Origin of the sequence: Rhizobium lusitanum (genome assembly GCF_014189535.1) — a bacterium.
In the GTDB taxonomy this organism is placed as follows: Bacteria; Pseudomonadota; Alphaproteobacteria; order Rhizobiales; family Rhizobiaceae; genus Rhizobium; species Rhizobium lusitanum_C.
The window spans coordinates 1,930,984-1,944,140 of sequence record NZ_CP050307.1; the positions used below are offsets into that span (position 1 = coordinate 1,930,984).

At 60.7% G+C, this 13,157-nt stretch carries 13 protein-coding genes; 8 read left to right on the forward strand and 5 right to left on the reverse strand.

The features are described 5' to 3' along the window. Position 1: 1 nt before the first annotated feature. Together HB780_RS11920 and HB780_RS11925 are read right to left on the reverse strand one after the other, a co-directional pair. Entirely contained in the window at positions 2–1,087 is a 1,086-nt protein-coding gene (locus HB780_RS11920; protein WP_286202926.1) for an ABC transporter substrate-binding protein, read from the reverse strand. A gap of 135 nt (positions 1,088–1,222) precedes the next feature. Next, positions 1,223–2,176, reverse strand: a complete 954-nt coding sequence (locus HB780_RS11925) for a LysR family transcriptional regulator (RefSeq protein ID WP_286202927.1) — start codon at positions 2,174–2,176, stop codon at positions 1,223–1,225. A gap of 252 nt (positions 2,177–2,428) precedes the next feature. Here HB780_RS11925 and HB780_RS11930 point away from each other — a divergent pair, with 252 nt between their 5' ends. Genes HB780_RS11930 through HB780_RS11950 form a run of 5 tightly spaced genes read left to right on the forward strand, consistent with a single transcriptional unit; the run spans position 2,429 to position 8,352 of the window. Continuing rightward, on the forward strand, positions 2,429–3,415 hold the full coding sequence (locus HB780_RS11930; RefSeq protein ID WP_183687964.1) for a BMP family protein: 987 nt from the start codon (positions 2,429–2,431) through the stop codon (positions 3,413–3,415). A gap of 12 nt (positions 3,416–3,427) precedes the next feature. After that, positions 3,428–4,852: an amidase gene (locus HB780_RS11935; RefSeq protein ID WP_183687966.1), complete on the forward strand. Its 1,425-nt coding sequence runs from the start codon at positions 3,428–3,430 to the stop codon at positions 4,850–4,852. Beyond that, positions 4,849–6,375 (forward strand): ABC transporter ATP-binding protein, encoded by a 1,527-nt coding sequence (locus tag HB780_RS11940; protein WP_183687968.1) that lies wholly within the window; start codon positions 4,849–4,851, stop codon positions 6,373–6,375. The genes HB780_RS11935 and HB780_RS11940 overlap by 4 nt, the downstream gene beginning before the upstream one ends. Beyond that, positions 6,365–7,414, forward strand: a complete 1,050-nt coding sequence (locus tag HB780_RS11945; protein WP_183687970.1) for an ABC transporter permease — start codon at positions 6,365–6,367, stop codon at positions 7,412–7,414. Before HB780_RS11940 ends, HB780_RS11945 begins: the two co-directional genes overlap by 11 nt. Then, positions 7,411–8,352, forward strand: a complete 942-nt coding sequence (locus HB780_RS11950) for an ABC transporter permease (RefSeq protein WP_183687972.1) — start codon at positions 7,411–7,413, stop codon at positions 8,350–8,352. Before HB780_RS11945 ends, HB780_RS11950 begins: the two co-directional genes overlap by 4 nt. Positions 8,353–8,776: 424 nt before the next feature. On the opposite strand, the gene HB780_RS11955 is transcribed toward HB780_RS11950, so the two are convergent. The 3 genes from HB780_RS11955 to HB780_RS11965 form a co-directional block, all read right to left on the reverse strand. Beyond that, positions 8,777–8,941 carry a hypothetical protein gene (locus tag HB780_RS11955; protein WP_183687974.1) on the reverse strand — a complete coding sequence of 55 codons (165 nt, stop codon included), beginning with the start codon at positions 8,939–8,941 and terminating at the stop codon, positions 8,777–8,779. A gap of 142 nt (positions 8,942–9,083) precedes the next feature. Continuing rightward, positions 9,084–10,718, reverse strand: coding sequence for a chaperonin GroEL (gene groL / locus HB780_RS11960; RefSeq protein WP_183687976.1), 1,635 nt, complete (start codon positions 10,716–10,718; stop codon positions 9,084–9,086). A 48-nt stretch (positions 10,719–10,766) separates the two neighbouring features. Then, positions 10,767–11,084, reverse strand: coding sequence for a co-chaperone GroES (locus tag HB780_RS11965; RefSeq protein ID WP_183687978.1), 318 nt, complete (start codon positions 11,082–11,084; stop codon positions 10,767–10,769). Between the two features lie 519 nt (positions 11,085–11,603). Between HB780_RS11965 and HB780_RS11970 the strand changes: the two genes are divergently transcribed. From HB780_RS11970 to HB780_RS11980, 3 genes are all read left to right on the forward strand, one after another. Continuing rightward, a complete protein-coding gene (locus HB780_RS11970; RefSeq protein WP_183687980.1) occupies positions 11,604–11,867 on the forward strand; it encodes a hypothetical protein in 264 nt (87 codons plus the stop codon). Next, complete coding sequence (locus tag HB780_RS11975) at positions 11,864–12,181, forward strand: hypothetical protein (protein ID WP_183687981.1); 318 nt, start codon at positions 11,864–11,866, stop codon at positions 12,179–12,181. Before HB780_RS11970 ends, HB780_RS11975 begins: the two co-directional genes overlap by 4 nt. Before the next feature lie 84 nt (positions 12,182–12,265). Beyond that, positions 12,266–13,075, forward strand: a complete 810-nt coding sequence (locus tag HB780_RS11980) for a transglutaminase-like domain-containing protein (protein ID WP_183687983.1) — start codon at positions 12,266–12,268, stop codon at positions 13,073–13,075. The last annotated feature ends 82 nt before the right edge of the window (positions 13,076–13,157 follow it).

Below are 13,157 nucleotides of genomic sequence, written 5' to 3' on the forward strand. Positions count from 1 at the left end.
ATCAGCTTGCCTTAACTTCATTCCATACTTTCAGCCACTCCGAATAGTTGGCTGGCGCGACTGGCCACATGAAGGACTTCATCACATCCATGTCGTCGACGAAGATTGCTTCCTGCTGCTCCTTCGACAGGCTGTCTCGAATAATGGACGATGTGGTCGCATAGTTGCCGATCTTGGCGATCTGGGTCGCAAAGTCCGCGCCGAGCAGATAATCGATGAATTTATAGCCGATCTCGGTCTTTTCGGGAGACAGTGTCGCCGGCATGGCAAAGCAGTCGCACCAGCCCATGATCCCGGCTTTCGGTTTCGCCATCCCCATGCTCAGCTTGTCTTTAAGCGCGTCATAGGGGACCCGCCACGAAAACGCGCAGGAGACCTCGCCCGTTGCAAACAGGTTGGTGAGATCGCCGATCGTCTGCCAATAGGTACGCAGCAACGGCTTTTGCGCGATCAGCAGCTTCTTGGCTTCCGCCAGTTCCTTGGTCTCCATGAGGAACACCTTGTCGCGCGGTATGCCGGCGACAAGACCTGCTATGCCGATGGATTCCAGCGCATAGTCGCGCATGGCAAGCTGGCCCTTGTATTTCTCGTTAAACAGCGTCGTGTAGTCGGGCTCGCTCTCGAACCTGTCCTTGCGGTAGACGATCGGGTTGAGGCCCCAGAGATAGGGAACCGCAAAATGCTTGCCCGAGGCATCAAGAACCTTGGGCGTTGTCTTGAAGACATCGTACATTTTGGCGGCATTTGGGATTTTGCCCATGTCGATTTCTTCAAGCAGTCCGGCCTTGATGTAACGCCAGCTGCCGTTGAGGGACGGGTTGATCATGTCCCAGTCAGAGGCTGTCCCGGTTTTCAAAGCCGCGAACTGCGCGTCCTCGCTGGAGAGATATGACAGTTTCACCTTGACGCCCGTCCGCGCTTCGAACGCAGCGATGTATTCAGGATGCCCATTGGAATCCCAGGTGGCCCAGACCATCTCGGAAATGGCCGCCCGGGCGCTGCTCAATGATCCGAACATCCCTGCTGCCGTACCGGCGGCAATCCCTGCAAGCACTTCACGTCGGGTAATTCCTGAACCGGCCATCATGCCCTCATCTGGTTGGTATTGGATTGCAACCAGTGTGGGCCGTTTGGAAAGAAACGACCATAACCGAACACAAATAGACTATATTGCACTGCGAAGAGGATCGGCAGCGGCGTGCTGACAGCGACCCAGCTCGGCTCAACCGAATGCGGGCGTTTTGGAACGCACGGATTTGATCGACTCCGACGCTGTTGTATCGCTGGCGCGAACGTCGGCCGCTACTGACTTTATCATTTGTCGCAGCCAGACATGATCCGGCGACTGATGCTTGCACTCGTGCCAGAGCATATAGAACTGCATCTGTCCAAGTTCGCGAGGGGCCTCCAGAACGACGAAGGGAAACGCTTGGGCGATCTGCTCGGCGAAAATTCGTCCGGTGGTGAAAACAAGGTCCGATTGGGCGAGGACATAGGGCGCGATCGCATATTCCGGGACCGATGTGGCGATGTTGCGTTTGAGGCCGAGCTCGATCAGCCGCCCATCGATCGGGCTTAGGTGAGCGCGTTTATCTGGCGTCGGCGAAAGATGTTTTTCCGTAAGGAACTCTTCCATCCGGATAGGCTCGCTACGGCTCGCCAGTCTGTGGCTCGGGCGCACGACGCAGACAATATCGGTCGTCAGCAAAGGGGACATCCTCAGATATTCCGGCGGATGCGGCCAGTTCCCAATAACCGCATCGATGGACCCGTCCGCCAACTGGCTGAGAAGATCGTCGTAGCTCGGCATATGGGACGCATCAACGCCAACATTGGGCGCCTTCTGTGCAATCTTCCCGACAAGTTGCGGTAGAAAAACGGCGCCGAGGCAATTGTCGGCGATGATGCGGAAGTTTCGCTTGGCGTTTTTGGGATCGAAGGTCGGGTCGGGAGCAAGGTGCGTGTTGATCTGGCCGAGTATGTCGCGCAGCGTCTCCTTCAATGCCAGCCCCCGTTCCGTTGGCACCAGTGCACCGCCAGACCTTACCAACAACGGATCGTCCAGCATTTCTCGCAGCCTCTTGAGCGTGAGACTGACTGTCGGCTGAGCTTGCCCCAGGAGGTCGGCCGTTCGCGAAACGCTGCACTCCGTCAATAAGGTCAGCAACGTGCGCATCAACCGCACATCCAAAGTGCCATTTGCCTGCCTTGTCATCGTCCGCCGTCTCCATCATCGTGGGTTGCGATCGTCGATGGAACACGCATTTTTCGTGCCAATCTGAGATTGGAGGCGCCTTTCCTGTAATCCATCGTCTCGGTCGCCAGCACGGCGTCGGAATGCACATTCTTTGAGCCGTTCGATTGCTTGACACTTTTTTGGTCGCCCCATAGACTTTTGACCAAATGATCAAAAACGTGGGAACAGACAATGACACATGACATCATTCTATCGCGCCGCGCGGTAATCGCCTCGGGCATCGCTCTTGGCGTCAGCGCGCTTGCGCCCGCCGCTCGGGCCGCCGCACCGCTGAAAGTCGCCGGCATTCATGCCTCCCCGGTGGAGAATGCGTGGAACTCCTGTCTGCACAAGGCACTTCAGGACGCGGCCAAGGAAGGTGTGATCGAGTATGTGTTCTCCGAGGGCGTATCGGGCACCGACTATCCGCGCGCCATGCGCGAATATGCTGAACAGGGCAACAAGCTGATCATCGGCGAGGCCTATGCGGTAGAAAAGGAAGCACGGCAGGTCGCCGCCGACTATCCGGACACCGCCTTCGTGCTCGGCTCCAGCGGGGAGGCCGCCGGCAACAATTTCGGCGTTTTCGGCACCTGGAACTATGACGGCGCCTATCTCGCCGGCATGCTCGCCGGCAAGATGACCAAGTCGAACGTCGTCGGCTCGGTCGGCGCGATCCCGATCCCGGAAGTCAACATGCTGATCAACGCGTTTGCCGCCGGCGTCAAGGCGGTCAATCCCGACTGCAAGCATCTCGTCTCCTTCATCGGCACCTTCTTCGATCCGCCGAAGGCGCGCGAGGCGGGCCTGGCGCAGATCGATGCCGGCGCCGACATCCTGTTCGGGGAACGCATCGGCACGGCGGATGCCGCCAAGGAGCGCAAAATCAAGTCGGTCGGCTCACTGATCGACTATACACCGCGCTACCCGGACACGGTGTTCGCCAATGCCATGTGGTATTTCCGCCCTATCCTCAATGCGGCGATCGCCGATGTAGCCGCCGGCAAACCGGTTGGGCGCAATTACACGGCCTATGGCCTGATGAAGGACGGCGGCAGCGACATCGTCTATGTGAAGGGCGTGGCTCCTGCGGACGCCGAAGCGGCGATGGAAAAGGTCCGCGCTGATATCAAGGCCGGCACCTTCGAGGTTCCCAAGGTGACGGAACAGCCGAAGTAACCCGGCCCGATCATGCCCAGCCACCTATCCGCCGATGCCACCGACCTGGCCGACTCCATCAAGGCCGGAAAGCTCTCCTGCATGGACGCCATGCAGGCCGCTCTTTCCGTTCACGAGCAGCAGGCCGCTCTTGGCGCTATAGCCCATCTCGACACCGGGATGGGCCTTGCTTCCGCTCAGGCGCTGGATCTGGAGCGATCTCAGTCCCCGGACCGCTTTGCCGCCCGCTCCTTCGCCGGTGTGCCGACGCTTGCCAAGGATCTCGGCGGTCCCTTTGCGGGACTGCCGGTGACGGCTGGGTCGCGTCTGTTCAAGCGCGAGGGCGGCGAGGCCGATAGCGATCTTGCAAAACGGTTTCGCGAGGCGGGCTTCTGCCTCTTCGGGCTGACCACCAGCCCGGAATTCGGCTTTTCCCTGGCATCCGAGCCCGCGATCGGCCCAATTTGCCGCAATCCGCTGGATCCTGCCCGCACCGCTGGCGGTTCATCGGGCGGTGCGGCGGCGGCCGTGGCGGCAGGTATCGTATCGATCGCGCATGCTACGGATGCCGGCGGCTCGATCCGCGTGCCAGCCGCGTGCTGCGGCCTTGTCGGTCTGAAGCCGACAAGGGGCGCGATGCCGGCCGGCCCTTACTTCGGCAACCATCTCGGCGGCATTGCCAGCGAGCTTGCCGTGACGCGCTCGGTGCGCGACGCAAGCCGGCTCCTTGAGGCCCTCAGCGGCGAAACCAAGGGGCCGTTTGCGGACATCGAACGGATCGCGGCACAACCGGGATCGCTGCGGATCGGCCTGCTTGCCGACACTGGCTCAGGCTATCCCACCGCGCCCGAACGGCTACAGGCCGTCGAAGCCGCGGCGCGATTTCTGGAAACGCAGGGGCACCGGATCGTCCCGCTGGTCTGGAGCGATGTCGAACAGCCTGTCTTGGCCAGCGGACGCGCCTTTGGCGATATTGTCTCCGTCAATATTGCAGCCCTGGTGGATGGCCTCGACCTCGACATGCACGCCGCAGAAACGATGACCCAGGCTTTCATCCTGCGCGGACGCGCTATGCCGGCAACAGCGCTCTGGGATTCACTCAACGGCGCGGTGCAGGCAAGCCGCAGCCTTTGGACCCTCTTCGACAGTGTCGATGTCCTCCTGATGCCGATGCTTGCTGTAGCACCGCCGCTGATTGGATCCTTTCCCACTGATCATTCCGATACGGAACTGCATCTCCACCGCATGACGGCTTTCGCGCCGCTCGCCTCGCTTGCCAATGTGTCCGGCTTTCCGGCCCTGACGCTGCCCTTCGGCGCCGATGCCGAGGGCTTGCCCTTGCCTGTCCAGATCATGGCGCCGATGGGAAAAGATGCTCTTCTGCTCTCTCTCGCCACCCGGCTCGAGGCCGATGGACGCTGGCAGCATCGTTACCCGATCGCAGGGCTGACGGCGTGACCGAACCTGTCCTTGAAATTGAAAATGTCAGCAAGCGGTTCGGCGACACCGTCGCCAATGACGCTATCTCGCTCACGCTTGCCAAGGGTGAGATCGTGGCACTGCTTGGCGAAAACGGTGCCGGCAAGACGACGCTGATGAGCATCCTCTTCGGCCATTACGTGCCGGATACCGGGCGCATTCTGATCGATGGCACCGAGCTGCCGCATGGCAAGCCACGCGCGGCGATTAGCGCTGGCGTCGGCATGGTGCACCAGCATTTTTCGCTTGCACCCAATCTGACCGTACTCGAAAATGTCATGACCGGCACCGAAAATCTCTGGTCGTGGAGATCCCGGACCGGCATTGCGCGCAGGAAGTTGCTGGCACTCTCCGCACGTTTCGGCCTGAAGGTCGATCCCGATGCCCGGCTCGGAGATCTCTCCGTCGGCGAACAGCAGCGCGTGGAAATCCTCAAGGCCCTTTATAACGATGCTCGTATCCTGATCCTCGACGAACCGACCGCTGTGCTCACCAATATCGAGGCGGAGCACCTGTTTGCGACTCTCAAGGAAATGGCCCGCCAGGGCCTGTCGCTGATCTTCATTTCCCATAAGCTCGACGAGGTGATGGCCGCTGCCGACCGCATCGTCGTACTGCGCGGCGGCAGGATGGTGGCCGAGCGCGAAGCGTCGCGGACGAACAAGACGGAACTTGCAGAGCTGATGGTCGGCCATCGGGTGACGCGCCCGGTCCGAGAGCCGGGCACGCCGGGCGACGTCGCGCTTGAAGCACGCGACGTGACGGTCAGCATTGGCGGTGTCGAGCGACTGAAGAAGGTTAGCTTCAACCTGCGCGCCGGCGAAATTCTCGGCATCATCGGCGTCTCGGGCAACGGCCAGACAGCACTCGCGCAGATATTCTCCGGCACCCTTGCCCGCACATCGGGCGAGCTTCTCTTCTTTGGCAAGCCGATGGGTAACCCGGACGTCACCGAAATCGTGGGAGCAAGCATTGGTCGCATCCCCGAAGACCGCAACAAGGAAGGTGCGATCGGCGAGATGGCGATTTGGGAAAACGCCGTGCTGGAACGCCTTTCCTCCTTCTCGAAGAACGGGCTGGTCGACAGGAAGGCCGGCATCGCCTTTGCGCAGGACATCATCGCAGAGTTCGACGTACGCGGCGGCACTCCGGCAAGCCGCACCCGACTGCTGTCGGGCGGCAACATGCAGAAGCTCATTCTCGGTCGTAACCTCCATCAGCGCCCGAAAATCCTCATCGCCGCGCAGCCGGCGCGCGGGCTGGACGAAGGCGCGGTGGCCGCGGTTCAAGCCCGCATTCTTCAGGCACGTCGCCAGGGGACGGCGGTGCTGCTGATTTCGGAAGATCTCGATGAGGTCATTGCCTTGGCGGATCGTATCCAGGCAATCGTCGGCGGCAGGCTGTCACCACCGGTCGACGCTAAGGAGGCGGATGCCCGCATGCTGGGCCTGATGATGGCCGGAGAGTGGTCGAAACCAGCGGAGGTCGGCCATGCGGTTTGAACGTCGCGAGCATCGCCCCCTCTATCTGATGATCCTGACACCGTTGCTCGCTGTCGTCGCTGCGCTGGCGCTCGCCGGCATATTGATCGCGATTGCCGGCGCGCCCGTTCTCGAGGCCTACCGACGCATCCTGATCGGCGCCTTCGGCTCGCGGCTTTCGACAACCGAGACGCTGACGCGCGCCACGCCGTTGATGCTGACGGGACTTGCGGCCGCCGTCGCCTTCCGCGCCCGGCTCTGGAACATCGGTGCCGAGGGACAGTTCTATCTCGGCGCGATTGCCGTCGCCGCCTTCGGCTCGAACATGCTCGCTGGGTTACCGGCGCCGATCCTGATCCCGCTGCTACTGGTCATCGGCGCCGTCGCGGGGATGGTGCTGATCCTGATCCCGCTCTGGCTGAGATTGCGTTTCTCCGTCGACGAGGTGGTGACCAGCCTGATCCTCAATTTCATTGCCGTACTCTTCGTCTCCATGCTGATCGACGGCGTGCTCAAGGATCCCTCGGCCTTCGGCTGGCCGCAGTCCCAGGCGGTCGTCGATCATGCCATGCTGCCGAAGCTGATCGCCCGCTCACGCCTGCATATCGGCTTTGTGATCGCCATTGCCCTGGCTGTTGTCGTCTATTTCATCCAGTCGCGCACCGTCTTCGGCATGCGGTCGCGCGCCGCCGGCCTCAACCCTTCCGGCGCGGCCTTTGCCGGCGTGCGGTTGGGCAGCACACTCGTCAAGGTCGCCTGCCTTTCGGGTGGGCTTGCCGGGCTTGCCGGCGCGGTCGAAGTGATGGGCGTCAAGGGCTATGTGACCACCGACCTGTCGCCCGGCTTCGGCTATGCAGGCATCGTCGTCGCCATGCTCGCCAATCTCAATCCGCTCGGCGTGGTGTTGGCCGCCATCTTCACGGCCACCATGTTCGTCGGCGCCGATGGCATGAGCCGCAGCCTCGGCATCCCGACCTATATCGCCGATGTCACCGTGGCCCTGTCACTGCTCACCATGCTGATCGCGGTGTTCTTCACGCAATACAGGATCCGCCGATGAGCGCGCTGTTCGACATCATCGCCTCCGCCGGGCTCTGGGCCGCCGTGCTGCGCATCGCGACACCGCTGATCTTCGGCACGTTGGGAGCCCTGCTTTGCGAGCGCGCAGGCGTGCTCAATCTCGGCATCGAGGGCATCATGACCTTCGGTGCGATGGCCGGCTGGCTGTCGGTCTATCATGGCGCCGATCTGTGGACCGGTCTTCTGGTCGCGGCGATCGCCGGTGGTGTCTTCGGCCTGCTGCATTCGGCATTGACGGTGACGCTCGGCCTGTCGCAGCATGTCTCCGGTCTTGGCGTGACGCTGTTCGCCTCGAGTTTCAGCTATTATGTCTTCCGGCTGGTCGTGCCGGTCGCCGGAACGCCGCCGACCATCGTGCCGTTCCAGCCGATCAGCATTCCCGGCCTGTCGACCCTGCCCTTCATCGGCCCGGCCTTGTTCACGCAAACCGCGCCAACCTATCTGGCGATCCTGGTTGCACTGCTCATGGCCTATATCATCTTTCGCACGCCGGTTGGGCTCGCGATCCGCATGACCGGCGAGAACCCGCATGCGGCCGAGGCGCAGGGCGTCAACCCGATGAAGGTGCGCTACGGTGCCGTGATCGCCGGCAGCGCGCTGATGGGCATGGGTGGCGCCTTCCTCACGCTTTCCGCCTTCAACAGTTTCTTCCCGACTATGGTGCAGGGCCGCGGCTGGATATGCATCGCGCTCGTCGTCTTTTCCTCCTGGCGACCGGGCCGGGCGCTGTTCGGCGCCCTGCTTTTCGCCTTCTTCGACGCCTTCCAGCTCCGCCTACAAACGGCAGTGCAAGGCGTGCCCTACCAGATCTTCCTGATGACACCCTATGTCCTGTCCATCGTCGCGCTCGCCGTGATGAGCCGACGCGCCCGCGTGCCGCAGGCGCTGATGCAGCCCTATCGACGCGGCGAGAGATAATCCGACGTTTCGCCTTCGGCAGGCATCGCGGCGATAAAGTATAGCGACGAGATACCTGTGGCGGCGCCCATCTCCTGACCTGCCACCAAGGTGACAGCGCCATTTTTGAGACGGTGTAGCGCCGGTCAAGCAAGTGGGGGCGTTGCGCCGAGCGGATTTAGGGCGTGCACTGCTGAGCCGTATCAATCTGGCCGTAGCCAAGATGACAATGACGCCCGCCGGTTAATGACAATCGGCGGGGTTGGACAAAAGCATCCCGACGCGAGATCGCCGCAGGCGCGGGCGAACGCCTGAAAGATTTGGAAAACCGTTCTTCACTCTTGCGAAGTACGTTCTGCGCCTTCGCCTTGAACCAAGGTCGGCGGACTTGAACAGCATGCATCGCCCCTCGCCGGCGGTGATGGGCTCGCCGGCGCGACGTCTTTCAAATGAGGCGGTCGTCTGTCGCCGGCGGTGTAGGATTACGCGGAGTTTTTGCGCGGGATTTCTTATCCCCTTCCAGGGCAGGCTCTTGGTTCTGCGCAGGACGCTTGTCCTCAACGTCCTTCGGCAAGGGCTGCGGGTCGGCCTTTTTCACGAAACGGATCATTGTCATTCTCCTGATCTGACGGATTGAGAAAGCGCCCCACATGAATATGGGGCGCTTTTGGACTGAATGTCTCACATGACGAGAGCGGAGGCGCAGCCCTCAATGTGCGGCTGTCCGATGTGCTCTAGTTCAGGCGCTGCTGTCAGTATCCCATGCCACCCATGTCGCCATTTCCGGCCATCGCGGCAGGCTCTTTTGCCGGAATATCGGCGATCATCGCTTCGGCGGTGATCAGAAGTGCTGCAATCGAGCCGGCGTCCTGCAAGGCAGTCCGCACGACCTTGGCGGGATCGACGATGCCGGCCTTGACCATATCGACATAGGTTTCCGTCTGCGCGTCGAAACCTTGATTGTGATCCGTGCTGTCGATGAGCTTTCCGACAACGATCGAGCCCTCAACGCCGGCATTGTCGGCGATCTGCCGGATCGGAGCTTCAAGCGCGCGCAGCACGATCGAGATACCGGCCGTTATGTCGGCGTTTTCTCCGGTCAGCCCGGTCAGGACCGACTTTGCACGCAGCAATGCCACGCCGCCGCCGGGCACGATGCCTTCCTCGACCGCCGCGCGGGTAGCGTTCAGCGCATCGTCGATGCGGTCCTTCTTTTCCTTGACTTCGATCTCGGTCACGCCGCCAACACGGATCACCGCGACACCGCCGGCAAGTTTCGCCAGGCGTTCCTGCAGCTTTTCCTTGTCGTAGTCGCTGGTCGTATCCTCGATCTGGGTTTTGATCTGCTGGACGCGTGCCTGGATGGTCGCCTTCTCGCCGGAGCCGTCGATGATGGTGGTCGTGTCCTTCTCGATCAGCACGCGCTTGGCGCGTCCCAACATGTCGATCGTGACATTCTCAAGCTTGATGCCGAGATCCTCGGAGATTACCTGACCGGCGGTGAGGACGGCAATATCTTCCAGCATCGCCTTGCGGCGATCGCCGAAGCCCGGAGCCTTGACGGCCGCGACCTTCAAGCCGCCACGCAGCTTGTTGACGACCAATGTCGCCAGCGCTTCGCCTTCCACATCTTCCGAGATGATCAACAGCGGCTGGCCGCTCTGCACCACAGCTTCAAGGATCGGCAGCATTGCCTGCAGATTGCCGAGCTTCTTCTCGTGGAGGAGGATATAGGGATCCTCAAGCTCGACGCGCATCTTCTCGGCATTGGTGACAAAATAGGGCGACAGGTAGCCGCGGTCGAACTGCATGCCCTCGACGACGTCAAGTTCGGTGTCGGCGGTTCTTGCTTCCTCGACCGTAATGACGCCCTCGTTGCCGACCTTGTCCATCGCCTTGGCGATCATTTCGCCGACGCTCGCGTCACCATTCGCGGCGATGGTGCCGACCTGGGCGATCTCGCCGGAGGACTGGACCTTCTTGGCTCGTGCCTGGATTTCCTTGACGACGGCGATAACCGCAAGGTCGATGCCGCGTTTGAGGTCCATAGGGTTCATGCCGACGGCGACAAGCCTCACGCCCTCGCGCAGAATGGATGCGGCGAGCACCGTCGCGGTCGTCGTGCCATCGCCGGCAAGGTCATTGGTCTTTGAGGCGACTTCGCGCACCATTTGCGCGCCCATGTTCTCGAACTTGTCGGCCAGCTCGATTTCCTTGGCGACGGTGACGCCGTCCTTGGTGATGCGCGGCGCGCCGTAAGCGCTGGCGATCACGACATTGCGGCCCTTGGGGCCGAGCGTCACCTTGACGGCATTGTTGAGTAGCTCGACACCGCGGAGCATGCGATCGCGCGCATCGGCGGAGAATCTGATTTGCTTGGCAGACATGTTGTTCGTCCAGTTCAGTCTTGAAATTACGGGATTGGAGATCGGCCGTCAGGCGACCTTTAGGGCTGCTTCGTCGGTCTTTCCGACGATGCCCATGATGTCGGCCTCCTCCATGATCAGGAGTTCCTCGCCATCGATCTTGACCTCGGTTCCGGACCATTTGCCGAACAGGATCGTGTCGCCGGCCTTGACGTCGAGGGGAACCAATGCGCCGTCTTCATTGCGTATGCCCGGACCAACGGCGATGACTTCGCCTTCCTGCGGCTTTTCCTTGGCGGTGTCTGGAATGATGATCCCGCCCTTGGATTTGAGATCGCCTTCCGCGCGCCGGATGACGACGCGATCGTGGAGTGGACGGAATTTCATAGGGTTCTTTCTAAAGCCGGAGCATATTGCGGCTGAGACCCCAACATAGCACTCGTGGCACTCGATTGATAGGAGTGCCAAGAAATATTAGGTGCGTTTCAAAATTATCATGAAATATAACTCGGCCATTCTGCTCCCGCATTTGATCAAAACTAGGTGATTTGCGAGAATTTCATGGCCCTTAATTTGTAATTTTATTTTGTGATTTCTGAATTTTATTGATGAATATTCACAGAGATGCCTGATTAAGCCTTGATTGAATCCCATTGGAGTCGTAAGTGTAAAGTTCATTTATTTGAACTGCTCCGGCTTTCGCGGCGTCAGAGACCTACGACCCGCGTGCATCACCGAGTCCTCGACAGTGAACGCATAGCGCCGTTCCGGCGCGCGTCGGCCTGTCCGAACCTTTGATGATCCCTCGCGCGGACCTTGGATGTACCGGCACAGTCCGGATCGTTCCGGTTCGGATGGGAATAGTGCAGGAAGGCGCATTGGCGTGTTCCTGTGGAGAGCCACGCCATGACCAATCGCACCACTCAAACCGTCGTCCACTTTTCATTCCCATTCCTGCTGCCAGGTTTCGACGCGCCGCAACCGGCCGGCGAATACCGCGTCGATCACGACGAGGAGGCCATCGAGGGGATCTCTCGGCTTGCCTGGCGACGTGTCGGCGCCTTCATCCATCTGCCGGCGATCGCCATGCCGGGTTCAAGGCAGCAAATGGTACCCATCAATCCCACGGATCTCGAAATCGCACTCGAAAAGGACCATAAGCAATCATGACCGATATAAAAGGCAGTGCTCATCCGATCCGGCGCGATCCAGCCACGCATCTTTTTACCTTGGGGCAGGCCGTCTGGATAAGAAAAGGCCCCGGCATGGCCGCCCCCAAATTCAGGAGCACCTACCGTGTCACCGGTACGCTGCCGCCGAAGGGTAATGTACTGCAATACCGCATCCGCAACGACGACGAACCTCATGAGCGGGTGATGATGGAAGACCAACTGGAATCGGTGCGTGCCTCATCCGGTGGCGCAGAGACTCTCATGGAGAAGACCTTCGGTCATGCTCAGGGAACGAAACCATGGCTCTCCTGAAACGAGAAAACCAGACAAGAAAAAGTGCCGCCGAAATCTGAAGGTGCACATGGTTGTTAGCCTTGCCACACAGGAGCCCCCTTTATGCTGATCCGCTACGGTTACGAAATGACCCTGACCTGCCAGCAGCCGACTGCCCTAGTATGCCTGCTATCGGTCCACGACGACCGCGCGGCGGATATCAGATCTCCGGAAACAGTATTCACCACCCCAGATGTTCCGACATCGACTTACCGCGATCTCTTTGGCAACCGATGCCGACGACTTGTCGCGCCGGCGGGCGATCTGACGATATGGGGCGATGCCACGATTGAGGACGACGGCAAAACCGACCGGATCGTACCTGACGCCCGAGAACTGCCGGTTTCGGATCTGCCGGATGATTGCCTCGTCTATCTCATGGGCAGCCGCTATTGCGAAACCGACCGGTTGAGCCAGTTTGCCTGGGACACGTTCGGCACGATCACACCCGGCTGGGCGCGGGTGCAGGCGGTTTGCGATTTCGTCCACAACCACATTCGCTTCGACTACATGCAAGCGCGATCGACGCGGACGGCATTCGAGGCCTTCCATGAGCGCGTCGGCGTCTGCCGTGACTATGCGCATCTTGCCGTCACGCTCTGCCGCTGCCTCAACATTCCCACCCGTTATGTCAACGGCCATCTCGGCGACATCGGTGTTCCCGTCGTCGATCCAATGGATTTCAGCGCCTGGATGGAAGTCTTCCTCGATGGTGCCTGGTATACGTTCGATCCGCGCAACAACAAGCCCCGGATCGGCCGCATCGTCGTGGCGCGGGGCCGCGATGCAGCCGATATACCGCTCATCAACTCGTTCGGCCCGCATGTGCTGAAAGCATTTCGCGTCTGGACCTATGAAGTGACAAGCGGCTAATTTCCGGTTTACCGGAAACAGCGGCTGGGGCATCATCAACTTAACGGGCCGGGAAGGACGATTGGGGTCGCAAGAGGCATGA